This is a genomic window from Streptomyces sp. P9-A2, from assembly GCF_036634175.1.
Lineage (GTDB): Bacteria > Actinomycetota > Actinomycetes > Streptomycetales > Streptomycetaceae > Streptomyces > Streptomyces pratens.
Genome location: NZ_JAZIFX010000001.1, coordinates 213,328 through 232,736, shown reverse-complemented (window position 1 = coordinate 232,736; position 19,409 = coordinate 213,328). Strand labels below are relative to the sequence as shown.

Annotated in this window: 16 protein-coding genes and 2 pseudogenes; 5 read left to right on the top strand and 13 right to left on the bottom strand. The window is 72.2% G+C overall.

Annotated features, from left to right (window positions below; translation table 11 throughout):
- Nucleotides 1–9: 9 nt before the first annotated feature.
- From V4Y04_RS01020 to V4Y04_RS00985, 8 genes and pseudogenes are all read right to left on the bottom strand, one after another.
- Complete coding sequence (locus V4Y04_RS01020; RefSeq protein ID WP_332425106.1) at nt 10–732, bottom strand: FAD binding domain-containing protein; 723 nt, start codon at nt 730–732, stop codon at nt 10–12.
- A 401-nt stretch (nt 733–1,133) separates the two neighbouring features.
- Nucleotides 1,134–1,268 (bottom strand): annotated as a pseudogene (locus tag V4Y04_RS01015) (pyridoxamine 5'-phosphate oxidase family protein); the annotation flags it as partial.
- A 3-nt stretch (nt 1,269–1,271) separates the two neighbouring features.
- Nucleotides 1,272–2,750 carry a glutamate--cysteine ligase gene (locus V4Y04_RS01010; RefSeq protein ID WP_332425104.1) on the bottom strand — a complete coding sequence of 493 codons (1,479 nt, stop codon included), beginning with the start codon at nt 2,748–2,750 and terminating at the stop codon, nt 1,272–1,274.
- A gap of 173 nt (nt 2,751–2,923) precedes the next feature.
- Nucleotides 2,924–3,574 (bottom strand): CatB-related O-acetyltransferase, encoded by a 651-nt coding sequence (locus tag V4Y04_RS01005; protein ID WP_332425102.1) that lies wholly within the window; start codon nt 3,572–3,574, stop codon nt 2,924–2,926.
- A gap of 291 nt (nt 3,575–3,865) precedes the next feature.
- A complete protein-coding gene (locus V4Y04_RS01000; RefSeq protein ID WP_332425101.1) occupies nt 3,866–4,708 on the bottom strand; it encodes an SDR family oxidoreductase in 843 nt (280 codons plus the stop codon).
- Complete coding sequence (locus V4Y04_RS00995; RefSeq protein WP_332425099.1) at nt 4,695–5,933, bottom strand: NAD(P)/FAD-dependent oxidoreductase; 1,239 nt, start codon at nt 5,931–5,933, stop codon at nt 4,695–4,697. The genes V4Y04_RS01000 and V4Y04_RS00995 overlap by 14 nt, the downstream gene beginning before the upstream one ends.
- Entirely contained in the window at nt 5,930–6,136 is a 207-nt protein-coding gene (locus V4Y04_RS00990) for a ferredoxin (protein ID WP_332425097.1), read from the bottom strand. The genes V4Y04_RS00995 and V4Y04_RS00990 overlap by 4 nt, the downstream gene beginning before the upstream one ends.
- 55 nt (nt 6,137–6,191) lie before the next feature.
- Nucleotides 6,192–7,433, bottom strand: coding sequence for a cytochrome P450 (locus V4Y04_RS00985; protein WP_332425096.1), 1,242 nt, complete (start codon nt 7,431–7,433; stop codon nt 6,192–6,194).
- A 254-nt stretch (nt 7,434–7,687) separates the two neighbouring features.
- On the opposite strand from V4Y04_RS00985, the gene V4Y04_RS00980 reads away from it, so the two are divergent.
- From V4Y04_RS00980 to V4Y04_RS00970, 3 genes are all read left to right on the top strand, one after another.
- Nucleotides 7,688–8,194, top strand: a complete 507-nt coding sequence (locus V4Y04_RS00980) for a MarR family transcriptional regulator (protein WP_332425095.1) — start codon at nt 7,688–7,690, stop codon at nt 8,192–8,194.
- Nucleotides 8,191–8,982, top strand: a complete 792-nt coding sequence (locus V4Y04_RS00975; RefSeq protein WP_332425094.1) for a response regulator transcription factor — start codon at nt 8,191–8,193, stop codon at nt 8,980–8,982. Before V4Y04_RS00980 ends, V4Y04_RS00975 begins: the two co-directional genes overlap by 4 nt.
- A gap of 124 nt (nt 8,983–9,106) precedes the next feature.
- Entirely contained in the window at nt 9,107–12,481 is a 3,375-nt protein-coding gene (locus V4Y04_RS00970; RefSeq protein WP_332432657.1) for a pyruvate carboxylase, read from the top strand.
- Nucleotides 12,482–12,539: 58 nt separating this feature from the next.
- Here the strand turns inward: V4Y04_RS00970 and V4Y04_RS00965 are convergent, their stop codons facing one another.
- Nucleotides 12,540–13,313, bottom strand: coding sequence for an alpha/beta fold hydrolase (locus tag V4Y04_RS00965; RefSeq protein ID WP_332425093.1), 774 nt, complete (start codon nt 13,311–13,313; stop codon nt 12,540–12,542).
- 163 nt (nt 13,314–13,476) lie between these two features.
- On the opposite strand from V4Y04_RS00965, the gene V4Y04_RS00960 reads away from it, so the two are divergent.
- On the top strand, nt 13,477–14,145 hold the full coding sequence (locus V4Y04_RS00960; RefSeq protein WP_332425091.1) for a maleylpyruvate isomerase family mycothiol-dependent enzyme: 669 nt from the start codon (nt 13,477–13,479) through the stop codon (nt 14,143–14,145).
- On the opposite strand, the gene V4Y04_RS00955 is transcribed toward V4Y04_RS00960, so the two are convergent.
- From V4Y04_RS00955 to V4Y04_RS00945, 3 genes are all read right to left on the bottom strand, one after another.
- The gene (locus V4Y04_RS00955; RefSeq protein WP_332425090.1) at nt 14,096–15,184 is read right to left on the bottom strand and encodes a questin oxidase family protein; all 1,089 of its coding nucleotides are present in this window, start codon (nt 15,182–15,184) and stop codon (nt 14,096–14,098) included. The genes V4Y04_RS00960 and V4Y04_RS00955 overlap by 50 nt on opposite strands.
- Nucleotides 15,185–15,338: 154 nt before the next feature.
- Nucleotides 15,339–15,836 carry a carboxymuconolactone decarboxylase family protein gene (locus V4Y04_RS00950; protein ID WP_332425089.1) on the bottom strand — a complete coding sequence of 166 codons (498 nt, stop codon included), beginning with the start codon at nt 15,834–15,836 and terminating at the stop codon, nt 15,339–15,341.
- A gap of 103 nt (nt 15,837–15,939) precedes the next feature.
- Nucleotides 15,940–17,613, bottom strand: coding sequence for a PucR family transcriptional regulator (locus V4Y04_RS00945; protein ID WP_332425088.1), 1,674 nt, complete (start codon nt 17,611–17,613; stop codon nt 15,940–15,942).
- Between the two features lie 181 nt (nt 17,614–17,794).
- On the opposite strand from V4Y04_RS00945, the gene V4Y04_RS00940 reads away from it, so the two are divergent.
- The gene (locus V4Y04_RS00940) at nt 17,795–19,063 is read left to right on the top strand and encodes an NAD(P)/FAD-dependent oxidoreductase (protein ID WP_332425087.1); all 1,269 of its coding nucleotides are present in this window, start codon (nt 17,795–17,797) and stop codon (nt 19,061–19,063) included.
- 34 nt (nt 19,064–19,097) lie between these two features.
- Here the strand turns inward: V4Y04_RS00940 and V4Y04_RS37620 are convergent.
- Nucleotides 19,098–19,196, bottom strand: a pseudogene (locus V4Y04_RS37620) (YceI family protein); the annotation flags it as partial.
- Nucleotides 19,197–19,409: the final 213 nt, after the last annotated feature.

Genomic DNA, 19,409 nt, shown 5'->3' with positions numbered 1-19,409 from the left:
TCGGGGCCGTCAGCCGTCGGCGGTTTGGATGAGGACCTCGGTCACCTTCCTGCGCATCACGTCGCCGATCTTCGGGGTCAGCGAACCGAGATCCGTGGCGTCCAGGGCCCGCAGCGTCTCGTCCGTGCCGGCCGTGCAGTCCGTGCTCCCGCCGATCACCTCGTAGCCGTCACGGACCGCGACGCGGACCCTGCGTCGTCCGTCCTCCTCGGCATGCACGGCGGTGGCGACGACGAGGGGCGGCGGTCCGCCCGCTTCGGCGGGCGCCTTGTGGTACCCGCTGGTCATCGGGGCGCGCCAGTGCAGGCTGAGCAGCAGATGGCGCTTGGCCACCACCTCGGCCAGATCCGTCTCGAAGGTTCCGTCCCGGTCCAGCACCATGGCGCGGGTGTCCAGGACGAGCGCCGCCGGCAGCAGACATCGCAGGGTGCTGCCCACGATGTTGCCGCCGACCGTTGCCGTCCGGCGCACTGCGCCGGTGCCCACGGTGGAGGCCGCACCGCGCAGGACCTCCGGTATCCGGTCGTCGATGCGGTGCAGCAGGACGGCCGCGCCCAACGCCTCGCGCTCGAGTATGTTGGCCTCCGGCAGGCTGCGCAGGGACATCGCCTGCTCGGGGAAGCCGTCCCGCTGCCAGAGCGCCCACACGAGAGTGGCTCCGCCGATGGGCACCGCTCCCTCTGCCATGCAGTTCTGTGCTTCGGTCAGGGATGTGGGAAGACGCAAGAGCATGGCGGTCGACCTGCTTTCCTGGGCTTCGGCCGACGGAACCGGCCACTCCGCTGCATGATCATGGACACTGCATTCTCCGCACGGGCGTGGGGGCGCGTACAGGGCTCACACGAACCCCATGTGCGCCTGTCGTACGCCCCAGGGGCCGGCGTCCCGCCCTCCAGGGAACGTCCCCTCGTCCCCGCGCCCACGCACCCCTCGCCCGCGAGTGGCCGTGGGGTGTCAGAGGGAGCCAAGTCCGGGTCTGTCGAACGAGCGGTGCAATCAGGGTGGTTGGGGTTACTGACGGGCTGCGGAGAGTCGGCCGTCAAAGGTGATGTCGAAGGTATTCAGGGCGGTCTTCCAGCGCATGGTCCAGCGGGCCTGGCCCTTGCCGGTGGAGTACAGCGACATGATGGCCAGTAGATCTCGTCGATCTCCAGGAGTACGGCGAGCGCCGGGCGGCGGCCGTCGGCGGTCATGTCGTCGAAGAACGGCGCGTCCGTCAGGATGCGGGCGTGTCCGTTGACGCGCAGTACCTCCTTGCCGCCCGGGACGGGTCAGTCGACGGGCCAGGTGTGCACCGGGGCGTTGAGATGCATGTAGTCGATGTACTGCTGCGTCATCCGGCGCAGGGCCTCATGGCGGCCGCAGTGGGCCGTGGCGTCGATGTGGTGGAACATCTCCTTCTGCCACACCGCCCCGTTGCGCCCGGTGACGCAGCGCTGCTCGATGATGCCGAGCAGCGGCTCCCGCCAGGCCTCGTCCATCCCGGAGAGCTCCAGCCCGCGGTGCGCCAGTGGGAGCAGCCGTCGCAGCACCAGCTCGGGCACCGGCACCTCGCCCATCCCGGGCCAGTACAGCCGGGCTTCGATGCCGTGCCGTGCCGCCGTGTGCAGGTTCTCCTCGGCGGCCGAGAAGGACATCCGGGACCATACGGGCCGTTCCTCCTCCACCAGGGCTCGGGTGAGCCCGTAGTAGAACGCGCCGTTGGCCAGCGTGTCGGCGACGGTCGGGCCGGCGGGAAGGACCCGGTTCTCCACCCGCACATGCGGCTTGTCGTGCGCGATGGCGTAGACCGGGCGGTTCCAGCGGTAGATGGTGCCGTTGTGCAGGGTCAGCTCGCCCAGTTCGGGGATGTCGCCCCGGTCCAGCGTCTCTGCGGGATCCTGCTCGTCGCACAGCGGGAGCAGCGCCGGGAAGTACCGCAGGTTCTCCTCGAAGAGGTCGAAAACGCTGTTGATCCACCGCTCCCCGAACCACACCCGGGGCCGTACCCCCTGCACCTTGATCTCCTGGGGACGGGTGTCGGTGGCCTGTTCGAACAGCGGGATGCGGGTCTCGTGCCACAGTTCCCTGCCGAACAGGAACGGCGAGTTGGCGGCCAGGGCGATCTGGACCCCGGCGATCGACTGCGCCGCGTTCCAGTAGTCGGCGAACTGCTCCGGGTACACCTGCAGATGGAACTGGGTACTGGTGCAGGCGGCCTCGGGAGTGATCGTGTCCGCATAGGTGCGCAGCCGGTCGAGGCCGTCCACCTCGATGTGCAGGTCCTCGCCCCGGGCCGCGAAGATCTGGTCGTTGAGCAGCCGGTAGCGCGGGTTCTCCGACAGCGCCGACTCACCCGCGTCCTCCTGCCGCAGCGTCGGCAGGATCCCGGTCATGATCAGATGCGTGCCGACCGACTTCGCGCGCTTCTCGGCGTGGTTCAGCGCGGTACGGATCTCGGACTCCCAGGAGTCGGGTCCGCCCGCCGTCAGCCGCCGCGGCGGAACGTTGATCTCGAGGTTGAACCGTCCCAGCTCCGTGGACCAGGCGGGGTCCGCGATCACTTCGAGCGCATCGTTGTTGCGCATGGCCGGCTCCGCCCGGTCGTCGACCAGGTTCAGCTCGATCTCCAGTCCCACCTGGGGCCGCTCGGACTCGAACCGTGCTTCCCGCAGCATCTGCGCGAACGTGTCGAGGCACTCCTGCATCTTGATCCGGTACCGGCGGCGGTCCTCACGGGTGAACACCAGCGCCGGGACGTCGCGTCCCATCGCATTCCCTCCCGGCTGCCGTCCGCGGACACCTCTCCATCCCAGCGTCGCACCCCCGGCCGACTCCGACCACGCGGGAGAGGATCCGTCGCGGAGCCGGATACTCCTTACCCGTTCGGGGTACCCGGCCGCATCCGGCGCGCCCCGCGGTCGTTCGTACGACTGGACGCGCGTCACACGGGCGGGAGGTCAGGGGCGGCTGACTCCAGATCGGCGATGCTCCCCGACATGATCGTCCGAACATGGCCGGTGATGTGCTCCGCGGGCCAGTCCCACCAGGCCACCGCCAGCAGGCGCATGACGTCCCGGGGGCCGTAGCGGGTGCGGATGAGGCGGGCCGGATTGCCCCCGACGATGCCGTAGTCGGGCACGTCGCCGGTGACCACGGCACCGGCGCCGATGACGGCGCCGTGTCCGATCCGTACGCCCGGCAGCACCGTGGTGCCGTGACCGAACCAGACGTCGTTGCCGACGACGGTGTCACCCCGGTCGGGCAGGCCGGTGAGCAGGTCGAAGTGTTCGGACCACGAGCCGCCCATGGTGGGGAAGGGAAAGGTGGAGGGGCCGTCCATCCGGTGGTTGGCGCCGTTCATGAGGAACCGCACTCCCGTGCCCAGCGCGCAGAACTTTCCGATGACCAGCTTCTCGGGCCCGTAGTGGTAGAGCACGTTGCGCGTCTCGAACGCGGTCGGGTCGTCCGGGTCGTCGTAGTACGAGTACTCCCCGACCTCGATCAGCGGGGACCGCACCAGCGGCCTGAGCAGCACCACCCGCGGGTGCTCGGGCATCGGGTGGAGGATCGTCGGGTCGGCAGGCACCGGCATGGGGGCGGTTCCTCAACAGTTGCGCGTCAGGGGCCGGTCCATGATCCCGGTACCGGGCTGTCCGGGACACCGATTTACCACCTGCGGAAACGCGCCCCTGCCGTCTGTCGTCTGCCGTCTGCCGGGCCAGCGCCCGCCGTCCATCCGCCGGAGTGGCCCGTCGCCGTCGGAGTGTCCGTAGGGCGCCGGCCCGGCAGGGAGGCTCAGATCTCCCGGGCTGTCCTCCTGACGCGCCCTTGCCCGCATGAGGCAGCCGGCCTCGCGCCCTGACCTCCCGGCCCCGAAGCGCCGTCACCCGCGGGGCATGTGGTGCCGGATCCATGCCGTCTGACCGCCGTCGACGAGCAGGTCTGCGCCGGTGATGTACGAGGAGTGCGGATCCGTGAGGAAGGCCACCGCGTCGGCGATCTCGGCGGGTGTACCAGGGCGGCCGGCGCCGCACGCGTCGAGCATTCTCATCATGTGCCCGTCGGAGTCCGCGTCGGCCTCCGCCGTCGCCATCGCGGTGGCGACGATGCCCGGACTGACCGTGTTGACGCGGGCGCCGAGCCGGCTCCACGCGAGGGCGGCGGCCTGCACCCGCAGGAGATTCGCCCGTTTGGCCAGGATGTAGGCGGCCGTCGGATCGTCGCCGAGGCCGGTGACCGCGTCCAGGCCCAGCAGCCGGTCCGCGGGTGCCGTGGCCAGGGAGGCCTCGTCCTCGGCGCCGATCGAGGCCATGTGCCCGGCGACGCTGGCGACGCAGACCAGCGACGTGCCACGGACGGCCACCTGCTCGAAAGCCTCGATGACGTACACCGTGCCGAGCAGGTCGACCTCGAGAATCCTGGACACCGAGGCGGTCGCGGCGGCCACCCCGGCCGTGTGCACGACGGCCGTGATCCGCCCCGCCCCGGCCGCGGTCCGGGCCAGTCGCTCCACCGCCGCACGGTCGCGGACGTCGGTCGGCACGCCCCGTACCGCGTACCCCTCGGCGCGCAGCGCGTCCACCGTTTCGTCCAGCCGGGCGCGGGACGCGTCGGCGAGGATCAGCGTCCGCCCGCTGCCCAGCCGTCGGGCGACCGCCGACCCCATCCCGCCCGCTCCGGTGACGACGACCACGTCACGCGACCGGTCGTCCCTACTGTCGTGCATGGGAGGTCTCCTTGCCGTGGTGATGACCGATGCCGATGAGGCCGTCGGGGGCGGCAGCCTCGTCCCGTACGGCCTCGTGCCAGGCCGTACCGTCCGCGACGGCCTTCCGCCAGGCGCGGACGGCCCTGGGCGGCATGCCCACCGCCAGTGCGCCGGTGAGTCTTCCGCCCCTGCGGTAGGCGGCGACGAACCGCCGCCCGGCCGTGTCCCCGTCCACGACGGTGACTTCGTCGTGGCCGCGCAGGTAGCCGTAAGCCTGGATCCGCAGGCCGTACTGGTCGGACCAGAAGTACGGAACGGGCGCGAACGGCGTGCGCGCCTCCGGCGCGGCGAGCAGGTTGCGCGCGGCGGCCATGCCCTGCTCGGCGGCGTTCGTACGGTGCTCGATCCGCATCGACGTCCCGAACAGCGGGTTGTACCAGCGGGCGATGTCACCGGCCGCGTACACCCCCGGTGCGGCCTCGCAGTACTCGTCGCAGATCACGCCGTCGCCGAGCGCCAGCCCGCTCTCCGCGAGCCAGCCGGTGTTCGGCAGCGAACCGACGGCGACCAGGATCTCGTCGGCCTCGACCACCTCGCCGCCGGCCAGCCGCACGCCGTCCTCGGTCACCTCCGTCACGGTGACCGAGGTGCGCAACTCCACGCCGTGGTCGAGATGGACGCGGGAGAGCATCCCGCCGACCTCGGTGCCGACGGCGTGGGCCAGCGGGGCGGGAGACGGCTCGAGCAGGGTGACATGGGCGCCCAGGCCCCGGGCGACGGCGGCGGCCTCGGCACCGAGGAACCCGGCGCCCACCACGACGAGCCTGGTGCCCGGCGTCAGCACGTCACGCAGCGCGAGGGCGTCGTCCAGCGTGCGCAGGACGTGCGCTCCCTCGCCGGGCAGCCGCCGGGGACGCACGCCCGTGGCCACGATCAGCCCGTCGTAGGGCACCCGCGACCCGTCGGCCAGCCGGACCGTGCGGTCCGCCAGGTCCAGCCCGGTCGCCGCCGTTCCCAGCCTCAGGTCCAGGTCCAGGGCGTCGAGGTCCTCGTCCCGGCGCAACGGCAGCCGTCCGGTCGGCCACGCGCCGGAGAGGATCTGCTTGGACAGCGGAGGACGGTCGTACGGGACGTGCGGCTCGTCACCGACGAGGGTGAGCGGGCCGTCGTGGCCCGCCCGGCGCAGGGTCTCGGCCGCAGCGAGTCCGGCGGCCGATGCGCCGACGACCACGACGCGTCTCACCGCTCCACCAGGCGGATCGCCGCGGCCGGGCAGACCGCCTCGGCCTGGCGCGCGTCGTGGAGCAGTTCCTCACCGGGGTACTCCTCCAGCAGGACCGCCACTCCGTCGTCGTCCCGCTGGTCGAAGACGTCGGGGGCGGCCAGGACGCACTGTCCCGACGCCACGCACTTGGGTTCGTCCAGTTCCACACGCGTCGTTGTCACTCGGTCGGTCCTTCCGGTTCTGCCGGTCGTGCGGTGGGGGTGGGGGCGGGGCCGGTCACCAGGTGACGGGCAGGCTGTGGACGCCGTACGTCGTCCCGGTGCGGTCGAAGGAAAGGTCCTCGATCGGGGCGGCCGCGCGCAGGGTGGGGATGCGGCGGTAGAGGGTGCCGTAGGCGACCTGGAGTTCCAGCCGGGCCAGGTTCTGGCCCAGGCACTGGTGGGGCCCGTAGCCGAACGCCTGGTGGACCCGGGCGGGGCGGGTGAGGTCCAGCCGTCCGGCCTCGGGGAACGCCTCCGGGTCCCAGTTCGCCGCGTGCAGGTCGAAGACGATGCCCTCGCCCTTGCGGATGACCACCGAGCCGAGTTCGATGTCCTCCTTGGCGACCCGGCGCACACCGGTCTGGACGATGGTCAGGTAGCGCAGCAGCTCGTCCACCGCGTTCGCGACCAGCTTCGGGTCGTCGGTCTCCCGCAACAGGGCGAGCTGGTCGGGGTGCTCGAACAGCGCCAGGGTGCCGAGGCTGATCATCGTCGCGGTCGTCTCGTGGCCGGCGATCAGCATCGCCACGCCCATGTGGACGGCCTCGGTGTGCGACATCTCCCCGTCGCGGACCCGGCCGGCCATCTCGGAGAGCACATCCTCGCCCGGGTCGTCCGTCTTCCGCCTGATCAGGTCGTTCAGATAGGCGGCCAGCTCACCGCTGACCCTCCGGGCCTCCTCGGGCGCCGCGGCGCCGTCCAGGACCAGGCTGCTGCTGCGCTGGAAGAAGTCGTGGTCCTCATAGGGCACCCCGAGCAGTTCGGCGATGACCAGCGACGGCACCGGCAGCGCGAACGCCGTGAGCAGGTCGACCGGGTGGGGGCCCGCCAGCATCGTGTCGATCAGGTCATCGACGATTTTCTGGACCGGGGCCCGCATCCTCTCGATCCGCTTGACCAGGAACGGGCCGTTGACGGTCCGGCGCAGCCGGGTGTGCTCCGGCGCGTCCGTGTTCGTGATCAGCCGGGGTGTGGCCAGGGCGATCATCGCCCGGTGGGCGTTGACATGGGGGAAGCCGGGGTCGAGGTCGTCGTCGCTCACCCGGGGGTCGGGCAGGAGGGCACGCTGGTCGGCGTGCCGGGTGACCAGCCAGGGCGTACTGCCGTTCCAGATGCGGACCTTCGTGACCGGGCGCTCCGCCCGCAGCTCCTGCGCGGCCGGGGCCGGGGCCAGAGGGCACTGCGCCGCCCGCGGCAGCGGATACTCGGGCAACTCCTCGGCGGTGCCGCCGGCAGGGCAGGACAGGGCCTCGGGCATGGCATCTCCTACATGACGTGGGGGAGCGCTTCCGGCTGGAACGGCCGTAAAGGAAGCAGGAGTTGTGGAATCGGAAAGCTCGGCCACCGGGCATGGAAGCGGAGCGGGCTGACACCTTCCGGTCAGTTTCCTGACCTCAGCCTGACGTGATTCACGTCATACGAAGGGTCCGGTGGCGGAGTGGGGGTGACGCGGGAGTGAGAAGGCCTGCGCCCACCTTGCTTAACTCAGTCAAGTAACTCTACGGTAACCACATGTCCGTCCCGCAGCCCGCAGTGGTATCCGCGCCCGCAGGGGTATCCGTACCCGCCTCGCCGGATCCGGTCGAGACCGAGCGGGCCCTCGCCCGTGTCGCCTGCCCGGTGGGCCGGGTCCGGCAGCACGAGCGCCTGATGGCCGTGGCCGGGCCGCCGCTGCACCGGGCCGCCGCGGCGATCCTGCGGCACGCCGCCGGGAGCGACCCGCTGCGCCCCGGGAAGCCGGTGGCCCGCCTCTCCGTGGAGGCGTCCCATGTCACCCGGCAGCTCGGGCAGTTGGAGAAGGACGGCTACGTACGGCGGGTCCCCGATCCGGAGGACCGGCGTGTCCGGCTCGCCGAGGCCGGACCGGCCGCCGCCGACCGGATGCGGGAAGTGAGCCTCCGAAGCATGCGGGTGGCGCCGGCGGACCGGTCGCCCGAGGACCTCCGGCTGCTCTCCGGGCTCTTTCCTCGCACGGTGGGCGACTTCGAGGCCCGGGCCGAGGCCGGCCTCGAGCCATGACGGCCGCGCCCCGCCCGACCGGCCTCCCCGGGTACCGGGGCACCGGCCATCCGGCGGGCTGCTTCCTCGGAGAAGGAGCGTGGCCGCCCCGCGGCCGCGGGCGGCACGTCCTGGTCGTCGAACAGGACCCCTCGGTGACCGAACTGATCGCCACCGCACTCGAGTTGGTGGGCCACCGGGTCTGCACCGCGGGGACCGCGGCCGACGGGATGGTGCGATTCACGGAACACCGCTTCGACCTGGTGGTCCTGGACGCCACCCTGCCCGACCTGATCGGCTTCACCCGGGGGCGGCGCGTGGCGCCCGCGGACCGGCCGCCGCTGCTGTTCCTGACCACCTGCGACTTCCTCCACAGCCTCCTGCCCGAACTCGGCCCGAGCGGCGAGGACTACGTCACCAAGCCGGTGCGGATCACCGAATTCCTGGCCAGGGCCCAGGTCCTGCTGCGCGGCCGTGCCCCCGAGCAGCAGGGGATGCACTGCTACGGCGACCTGGTCCTGGACGACGCCGCCTGCCAGGCATGGCGCGGGTCCAGACAGCTCGACCTCACCCCCGCCGAATACCGTCTCCTGAGCCACCTGCTGGCCAACGCCGAACGCGTGCTGTCGAAGGAGCAGATCAGCCGGCACGTGTGGGGCGAGTACCGGGCCAACTCGGCCATCGAGAAGCTCGTCTCCCGACTGAGGCTCAAGGTGGACAAGGAACACCCCGCGCTGATCCGCACCCGCCGGGGTTTCGGTTACTGGCTCGGCCACCCCGCCCGTCAGGACGCCACCCCCGCACACTGACGTGCCCCACGGCGCCGAAGCGGCAACCTCGTCCGGCGCGTGACGAGTGGCCCGGCTCACATGGCGCACCGGGCCCGTCACCGACACGATGGTCTTCGTCACCGGGCAGGCTGAAGGGATCAACATGTTCCGCAAGGTGCTGGTAGCCAACCGTGGTGAGATCGCGATCAGGGCGTTCCGCGCGGGCTACGAGCTGGGTGCCCGAACGGTCGCGGTCTTCCCCCACGAGGACCGCAACTCGCTCCACCGGCTCAAGGCGGACGAGGCGTACCAGATCGGCCAGGTCGGGCATCCGGTGCGCGCCTATCTCTCCGTCGAGGAGATCGTCGGTGCGGCCCGCCGGGCGGGCGCCGACGCCGTCTACCCGGGCTACGGATTCCTGTCCGAGAACCCCGAGCTGGCCCTGGCGTGCGAAGAGGCGGGCATCACCTTCGTCGGACCGAGCGCCCGGATCCTGGAGCTGACCGGGAACAAGGCGCGCGCCGTCGCCGCGGCCCGCGCGGCGGACGTGCCGGTGCTCGGCTCCTCGGAGCCCTCCACCGACGTGGAGGAACTCGTGCGCGCCGCCGACGACATCGGCTTCCCCGTGTTCGTCAAGGCGGTCGCCGGCGGTGGCGGGCGCGGGATGCGCCGGGTCGAGGAACCCGCCCAGCTGCGGGAGTCCATCGAGGCGGCCTCACGGGAGGCCGCGTCCGCGTTCGGCGACCCCACGGTCTTCCTGGAGCGGGCTGTCGTCGATCCCCGCCACATCGAGGTGCAGATCCTCGCCGACGGCGAGGGCAACGTCATCCACCTCTTCGAGCGTGACTGCTCGGTGCAGCGCCGCCACCAGAAGGTGATCGAACTCGCGCCCGCGCCGAACCTCGACCCGGAGCTGCGGGACAGGATCTGCGCCGACGCCGTGCGCTTCGCCCGCCAGATCGGCTACCGCAACGCCGGCACCGTGGAATTCCTCGTCGACCGCGACGGGAACCACGTCTTCATCGAGATGAACCCCCGCATCCAGGTCGAGCACACGGTGACCGAGGAGGTCACCGACGTCGACCTCGTACAGGCGCAGCTGCGCATCGCCGCCGGCGAGACCCTCGCCGACCTCGGACTCGCCCAGGAGAACATCACCCTGCGCGGCGCCGCGCTGCAGTGCCGCATCACCACCGAGGACCCGGCCAACGGCTTCCGCCCCGACACCGGGCAGATCAGCGCCTACCGCTCGCCCGGCGGCTCCGGCATCCGCCTGGACGGCGGCACCACCCACGCCGGTACGGAGATCAGCGCCCACTTCGACTCCATGCTGGTGAAACTGACCTGCCGGGGCCGGGACTTCGCCACCGCCGTGGGCCGGGCCCGGCGCGCCGTGGCCGAGTTCCGCATCCGCGGCGTCTCCACCAACATCCCCTTCCTCCAGGCCGTGCTCGACGACCCGGAGTTCCAGGCCGGCCGGGTCACCACGTCGTTCATCGAGCAGCGCCCGCACCTGCTCACCGCACGCCACTCCGCAGACCGCGGCACGAAGCTGCTGACCTACCTCGCCGACGTCACGGTCAACAAGCCGCACGGCGAGCGGCCCGAGCTGATCGACCCCACCACCAAGCTGCCCCGGCCGACCGCGGCCGAGCCGGCGCCCGGGTCCCGGCAACTGCTCGCGGAACTGGGCCCCGAGGGGTTCGCGAGCCGGCTGCGCGCCTCACCCACCGTCGGCGTCACCGACACCACCTTCCGCGACGCCCACCAGTCGCTGCTCGCCACCCGGGTCCGCACCAAGGACCTGCTCGCCGTCGCCCCCGTGGTGGCGCGCACCCTGCCCGAGCTGCTCTCCCTGGAGTGCTGGGGCGGCGCCACCTACGACGTCGCCCTGCGCTTCCTCGCCGAGGACCCCTGGGAACGCCTGGCCGCCCTGCGCGAAGCCGTGCCGAACATCTGCCTCCAGATGCTGCTGCGCGGCCGCAACACCGTGGGCTACACGCCCTACCCGACCGAGGTGACCGACGCCTTCGTCCAGGAGGCGGCGGCCACCGGCATCGACGTCTTCCGCATCTTCGACGCGCTCAACGACGTCAACCAGATGCGGCCCGCCATCGACGCCGTACGGGAGACCGGGACGGCCGTCGCGGAGGTCGCCCTGTGCTACACCTCCGACCTGTCCGACCCGTCCGAGCGGCTCTACACCCTGGACTACTACCTGCGCCTGGCCGAGCAGATCGTGGCCGCGGGCGCGCACGTCCTGGCCGTCAAGGACATGGCCGGCCTGCTGAGGGCACCCGCGGCGGCGACCCTGGTGTCCGCCCTGCGCCGGGAGTTCGACCTGCCGGTCCACCTGCACACCCACGACACCTCCGGCGGGCAGCTCGCCACCTACCTCGCCGCCATCCAGGCCGGAGCGGACGCCGTCGACGGAGCGGTGGCGTCCATGGCGGGCACCACCTCGCAGCCCAGCCTGTCGGCGATCGTCGCGGCGACCGACCACTCGGACCGGCCCACCGGCCTCGACCTCCAGGCCGTCGGCGACCTGGAGCCGTACTGGGAGAGTGTCCGCAAGGTCTACGCCCCCTTCGAAGCGGGCCTGGCCTCACCCACCGGCCGTGTCTACCACCACGAGATCCCCGGCGGGCAGCTCTCCAACCTGCGCACCCAGGCCATCGCCCTCGGCCTGGGCGACCGCTTCGAGGACATCGAGGCGATGTACGCCGCCGCCGACCGGATCCTCGGCCGCCTCGTCAAGGTGACCCCCTCGTCGAAGGTGGTCGGCGACCTGGCCCTGCACCTGGTGGGCGCCGGGGTGTCCCCGCGGGACTTCGAGCAGGACCCGGACCGGTTCGACATCCCCGACTCCGTCATCGGCTTCCTGCGCGGCGAACTCGGCACCCCGCCCGGCGGCTGGCCCGAGCCGTTCCGGACCAAGGCACTGCGCGGCCGCGCCGAGGCCAAGCCGGTGCGGGAACTGAGCGCGGACGACCGCGCCGGGCTGGCGAAGGACCGCCGGTCCACGCTCAACCGCCTGCTGTTCGCCGGTCCGGCCCGCGAGTTCGAGACGCACCGGCAGACCTTCGGCGACACCAGCGTCCTGGACAGCAAGGCCTTCTTCTACGGACTGCGCCCCGACAAGGAGTACACCGTCGACCTCGACCCCGGGGTGCGGCTGCTCATCGAACTCCAGGCCGTGGGCGACGCCGACGAGCGCGGCATGCGCACCGTGATGTCCACCCTGAACGGTCAGATGCGGCCGATCCAGGTCCGCGACCGGGCCGCCGCCTCCGACGTCCCGGTCACCGAGAAGGCCGACCGCAGCGACCCCGGCCATGTCGCGGCGCCGTTCGCCGGAGTGGTGACCCTCGCGGTCGCCGAGGGCGACGAGGTGGCGGCCGGTGCCACGGTGGCCACCATCGAGGCGATGAAGATGGAGGCCGCGATCACCGCCCCGAAGTCCGGCACGGTGAGCCGGCTGGCCATCAACCGCATCCAGCAGGTGGAGGGCGGCGACCTCCTCGTGGAACTCGCCTGAGCCGCCCGCCGCCCGCCGCCTGCCGCGCGCCGGTCGTCCCGGTTCCCGCCGCTGGTGCTCAGCCGAGGAACTCGTCCAGCAGTGGCAGGAGCAGGGACGTCCGCCGCATCAGCGTCATGTGCGTGGTGGCGGGCAGCACGGCCGGCCGCGACCGCGGAATCAGCCGCTGCATCTCGGCGGCGTGCTCGACCCGTACGAAGTCGGTGTCGCCGATGACCAGCAGTGTGGGAGCGGTCAGCCCGCGCAGGTCGTCGGCGGTCCAGGGCAGCGGGGCGTGCGCCGCCGCGGAGCACTTGGCGAGGAGATCCTCGAAGCGCTCGGGATACGGCGCGCTCGCTGCGTACGCGTCGGCCATCTCCCGGAAGTCCGCCTCGCCGGGCAGCCGCGGTGAGCTGTGGCCGGGGGTACGGACCTCCTCATGGACGCCGTCCTGCGTGTACTGGGCGGCGGCGAGCACGAGCCGCCCCACCCGCCCGGGATGCCTGACCCCGATCTCGAGGGCGATCAGCCCGCCGAGGCTGTACCCGAGGAAATCGGCCTCTTCGACACCGATCGCGTCGAGCAGTGCCACCACGTCAAAAGCCAGATCCGGCACCCTCATGGCGCGGTCGATGTCGGCGGTGTGCCCGTGTCCCTGCAGTTCGGGAGCGACCACCGGCCGGTCGGCGGCCAGGGCGGGCAGCACGGCACCGAAGGACAGCCCGACCGTGAGGACCCCGCCGTGCAGCAGCACCAGCGGGCGCCGGGGCGCGCGGTCGACGCCGTGGACCTCGTAGTACATCTCGAGACCGTTGACCTCGGCGTAGGCGGAACCGCTTTGCACGGTCGTCACATCCGTCCCGGGAACGTTGTCGTCGTACACCAGGGAGACCGGCCCGGCCTCCGGAACTCATCGGCGACCGATGACTTCGTCCCGGACCGGGAGTCTCCCTCACGAACCGAGAGCACGCCGGCCACACCCGAGCCGTACGCCCCGTGACAGGAGACCTGCCCGCATGCCCCATCCCGAACCCACGACAGGCCGCCGTATCCGCGGGACGGCCATCTGGCCCTCGGTCCACGCGGAACGCGCGGCGCTGGCGGCCGATCTCGCCGGACTGACCGACGAGCGGTGGGTGACGCCGTCACTGTGCACCGGCCTGACCGTGCGCGAGGTGCTGGCGCACCTCACCGCGGGCGCGAGCCTGAACGGGCCGCGCTGGCTGGCCGGGGTGATCCGCTGCCGGTTCGACTTCGACAAGCAGGTGGCCATGCGGCTGGCCGAGCAGATGGGCGCGACTCCGGCCGAGACCCTCGACCGGTTCCGGCGTGCCGTCCCGAGCACGACCAAGCCCCCTTTGCCCGTCATCGCCATGCTGGGCGAGACGATCGTGCACGGAGAGGACATCCGGCGCCCGCTGGGCATCCGTCGCGACCATCCGGCCGACGTCGTCACACGGGTCGCCGAGTACTACCGGAGCACGGACCAGGTCGTCGTGGCCAAGGGCCGGATCGGCGGCCTGCGGCTCGTCGCCGACGACGGTCCCTTCACCACCGGTTCCGGACCCCTGGTGTCCGGCCCGACCGTGGCCCTGGTGATGGCCATGACGGGACGCGCGGTGTACTGCGACGACCTCACGGGCCCCGGCGTGGAACTGCTCCGCCGCCGCTGCGGCCCGGCGTGAACAGTGCTGCCCGGCCGCGCGACGCGTCCTGGACCAGGGGTTCGCTCAGCTCGACGGCGCGCAGGGCCGCCGCCAGAGCCGGTTCGTCGCCGACGTCGAGGGCCGTGTCCGTCAGCTTGATGACGTGTTCGTCGCCGTGCGCCGGCGCCCGTTCGAAGACCTCCTCGGGGGTGACAATCCCCGGCGCGGCGTACGCGACGGGGGAGCGGGGCGCGTACATCGCGGTCACCGCCGCGGACGCCGTCCAGGCGGCCCGCAGACTCGGCACCCACAGGGCACGCGGGAGCGCGGGCAGGCTGCGCAGTACGGCATTGGGGGCCGTGGCAGCGTGGACCAGCATCGTCTCCTCGCCGTGGCCATGCGTGGCGTACCGGTGGGTCGCCGCCCGCACCAGTTCGGCGAGGCGATCGCGGGCCTCGTCCGGGTCCGTGACCGCTGCCGCCCACACCGGCAGGCCGGTGACGCGCCGGAGCCGGTCGGCGAAGCCGCCGTCCTGCACGGCGATGGGCGTCACCGCGTCCATCGCCGCGGCGGCGCTGTCCGAGCCGGGCAACGAGGCGAGATCCGCGACGGGACGATGGCGGGCGGCCCAGTAGCCGAGGCCGTGCCCGAGTTCGGCCAGGCGCGGCTCGGTGGCCTCGCCGACCAGGAGCGTCCGCACGGCGTGCCCCACCCGGATCACCGGATGGGTGGAACCGCCGTACAGACCGGGCAGGAGACGGGGCCACCACTCGGTCAGCACGTCACGCCAGGGGCGTTCGGCGACCTCTCGGCCGAAATAGCCGATCCAGTCGGCGGCACGGCGGGGATCGCCGAGCGCCGAAGGCCAGTTGGCCGTCGTGACCGGCTCGCCCCCGGCCGGGAACTCCTCGAGCTTGCGTGCGTACAGGTCGAGCCAGCGGTGCACCGAACCGGCCCGCCCTCGCGCGGCCAGGGCCTCGACGGCCATCGGTGCGTGATTGGTGAGCCGTCCGAGCCGCTCCGGCCCGCAGCGGTGCAGTCGCTGGAGTGCTTCGTCGAGCATGCCCGTCGTGTCCATGGTCAGGACGGTAGGCGCGGCGCCACGGCGACGTAACAGGCCGAAGACCTAGGTCCGGAACCGGACGACTGCGTCCCTGGTACCGGTCCCACCCCTGCGCGTGGTCGATGGGGCCAGGGCAGAACGTGAGGCCACAGCAGGCCCGCGGGGGCCTTCAGCCGGCCGGTGCCGCGGCACGGCTGCGCACCGGGTGCTTGCTCAGGACCGAGACCCGGTTGAAGGCGTTCATGGTGATCGCCACCCAGATCACGGCGGAGATCTCGTCCTCCGACAGTACGGGGCGGGCTATGCGGTAGGCGGTGGTCTGCGCGTCCGCGTCCGCGGGAAGGGTGGTCGCCTCGGCCAGCGCCAGCGCGGCACGCTCGCGAGGGTCGAACAGTTCGGTGTCGCGCCAGGCGGGCAGCACGCCCAGGCGCTGTGTGGTCTCACCGGCGCGCAGCGCCCTCGTGGTGTGCAGACCGAGGCAGAACGCGCACGCGTTGAGCTGGGAGACCCGGATGTTGATCAGCTCGACGAGGATGCGGTCCAGCCCGGCGTCGGCCGCGACCTTGCGCACCGCCTCGGCCGTGGCCGACAGTGCGCGATAGGCGTCCGGGCTCTGCCGGTCGACGAACACCCGCCCGTCGGTGGTCTCAGCTGCCTGCTCGGTCACGTGAACTCCCTCGACGCGCGGTATCTGACCTCCTGTCCTATCATCAATGACTCATTTTTGATGAACGTACTTTCAGTGGCCGACCGGATGAGGCCGCGAGCCGTCACGGACGGGGCGGCGGCGAGGAAGGACCGGGAGCCTCGCCCCGGGCCGGCGACCCGTCCATCGCCGTGAGCTGCAGCCGCAGAGCCAGCCGCACGCGGGGAGAGGACAGGTCCACCGGGGCCACCTCGTCGAGCTTGCGCAGCCGGTACCGCAGAGTGTTGGGGTGGATCCGCAGCAGCCGCGCGGCGCTCTGCGGGTCACCGAAGTGGTCCAGCCAGGCCGCGAGCGTCGCGCGGTACGGCGTGCCGTGCTCCTCGTCGTGCGCGCGCAGCACGGCGAGCGGGCCGCCGAGCAGGCCCGTGTCGATCCCGACGGCCGCCGTGGCACGCTCCACGACCACGGCGTCCCAGGCGTCCTCCATCAGGACGATCCCCGTCGTGCCGTGGAGCGGGAGCCGGCCCATGATGACCAGCCGGTGGAGCTCCCCGGCCTCCGCGGTGGAACGGGGCAACCGGTCGGGGGAGTGGGCAGGGCCCCCCGCGACGGCGTACAGGCCGGCATCGCGCGAGTGGACCTCACCGAGCACATGGCGGAGCCAGTCGAGGGTGCCCGCACCGGCGTCGGCCATGCCGCCGGCCGTGACCGGCCGTCTGCCGCGCGGTCGCTCGGTGACCAGGCCGAACAGCGACCCGTCGATGTCGGTCAGCAAGGGCTCGTGCCAGCCGAAGCGGCGTACGACGGACTCCCACAGATCCAGCTGCCTGCGTACGTCGCCGGCCTCGTAGGGCGACCCGAAGGCCACCACCCGCCAGGGGCCCGCCGGCAGGGCAGGCAGCGTGCCGGGTCCGGGAAGCGCGCCCGGGCCCGGTGCGGCTCCCTCGCGCAGGGCCGCCCGCAGCCGGCCGGTCGACACCCGCCGTGCGATACCCGCCTCGGCGCGCAGCCGCAGCAGATGCAGGGCGAGGACCGAGGCCACCTCGCCGAGCTCCCGGATGCGCTCCTCCGGGACCGGAGGGCCGACCACCGCCCAGATCGAGCCGAGCCACTCGCCGCCGGCCCGCACCGGGATGATCAGCCGGGGCAGCGTGCCGTCGGGGCCCGCCGGGGTCCAGATGGGGTCGCTGGAGCGGGCGAGCCTGCGGAAGACACCGCCGGCCCGGAAATGGGTGAGGGTCTCCGGCGGGACGCGTCGTCCCACGATGGTGGAGACCCTCGCCGGATCGGTGGTGTCCTGCCGTGCGGAGTACGCGAGAACCCGGGACTGCGCGTCCTCCACCGTCACGGGCGCGTCGATGATCTCGGCAGCCGCGTCGGCCAGCGCGAACAGGTCGACGTGCGGTCCGGGCGTACCGAGGCGACCGGTGTCGGGCGCGGCGGCCCGGTCGATGACACCTCGCAGCAGCCAGACGACATGCGCCCATGAGGTGTGCGGCTGCAGTTCGACCAGGGCGGGGCCCGCCAGCTCGCGAGTGGCGCGGGCCACCTGGGGATCGCCGGCGAAGGGGCTCTTGAGAACGACGCCCCCGGCCGCCGCCCGTGCGGCCCGCTCCAGCAGAGCGAGGGCCTCCGCCCGGTCGGTCACGCCCACCCCCAGGACGAGTTCCCCCGGCTGCCCCCCGGCGTCGCCGGGCTCGGCCAGGGCGATGTCGTGCACTTCGGCGTCCCTGGCCGCCACGACCGTACGGAGGAAGCCGGCGCCCAGGGAGTCCACGAGATCGGTAACCGTGATCATCACTGGTACCCCGTGGTGGGAGAGGAACGGCTCATGCGCAGGGTCATGCCCCCATTGTGACTCCCGTGCGCAGTGCCCTGAGCATCATCGATCCGCCTTTCATTGGCCGCGCAGCACAAAGACAACCGGGCGGACCGGGCTCACCATCGGAGACATCACCGCCTTGGAGAAGAGGTTTCGCATGGCCCGCACGCCCTCGCCCGCACACTCCGACCCCCGCTCCGTCGCCGTCGTCGGCGCCGGCATGGTCGGACTGTCCACCGCCTGGTTCCTGCAGGAGCGAGGGGTCGACGTCACCGTGTACGACCGCGCGGGAGTGGCCGCCGGATCGTCCTGGGGCAACGCCGGATGGCTCACCCCCGGACTGGCGACACCGTTGCCCGAACCCGCGGTCCTCAGCTACGGCCTGCGAGCGGTGCTCAGCCCGTCCTCCCCGGTCTACGTCCCGCCCAGCGCGAACCCCGGCCTGCTCAGGTTCCTGGCAGGATTCGCCCGCAACAGCACCGCGACACGGTGGCTGCGCGCGATGCGCGCGCTCGTCCCCATCAACGGCCTGTCGCTGTCCTCCTTCGACCTGCTGGCCGAAGGAGGCGTCGAGGCGCGCACCCTCGACGCCAAGTCCTTCCTCGCGGCCTACCGCACGGCCGGGGAGCGCCGGGTTCTGCTGGAGGAACTCGAACAGATCCACGCCGCGGGCCAGAGCATGGAGTTCGACATCCTCGACGGAGACGAGGCCCGGGGGGTCGAGCCGTCCCTCTCGGACGAGATCGGCGCGGCGATCCGGCTGCACGGTCAGCGCTACATCGACCCGGGACACTTCGTGCACTCCCTGGCCGACGCGGTCCGTGCCCGGGGCGGGGAGATCCGGGAGAACACGGAGGTCACCGATGTGCGGGACGCGGCCACCGGTGTCACCGTCCTGACCGGTGACGGCCAGAACCGACGCTTCGACGCGGTGGTCCTGGCCACCGGAGCCTGGCTCGGCCGGCACGCCAAAAAGTTCGGCGTCCGCTCCCTCGTACAGGCCGGCCGGGGGTACAGCTTCAGCGTCCCGGTCGAGCACGTGCCGTCCGGACCGGTCTACTTCCCCGGACAGCGCGTCGCCTGCACGCCGCTCGGCGACCGGCTGCGCGTCGCCGGAATGATGGAGTTCCGCAAGCCGGAAGCGCCCCTGGACGCCCGGCGGATCAACGCCATCGCCGAGGCGGCCCGCCCGCTGCTGCGCGGGGCCGACCTGGACGCCCGCAAGGACGAGTGGGTCGGCTCACGCCCGTGCACGACCGACGGACTTCCCCTGATCGGCCGCACCCGCTCACCCCGGGTCTTCGCCGCGGGCGGCCACGGCATGTGGGGCATCACCCTCGGCCCGGCCACCGGACTGCTGCTCGCCGAGACGATGGTCACCGGCGAACGCCCCGCGCAGCTCGCGCCGTTCGACCCGCTGCGCTGACCGGCCGCGGCCCGGTGCGACCCTGGCGTCGTCCCTACCGGGGCGGTGCCGGGGTGGCATGGGTCCGGTACAGGGCCTGTACGTCGAGCTCCAGCCGGACGGTGGGCCCGACCACGGCGATGCCGCGGGTGAGCCTGGTACATGAGGAGATGAACCAGTTTGAGAGGCACCGCTCTGCGGTAACGCTTTGACGAACAGTGCGGGGCGTATCACAAAGTTCATGCGGCACTCGCGGTATCGGCGCACATCGTGCACGACGTGCGCACACACCACCGGACGCGCGAGGTGCCGCACCGGCGCGCAGCCGTCCCGCCGTGCGGCGCCGCGTCGGAAGGCGGTGCCCGAA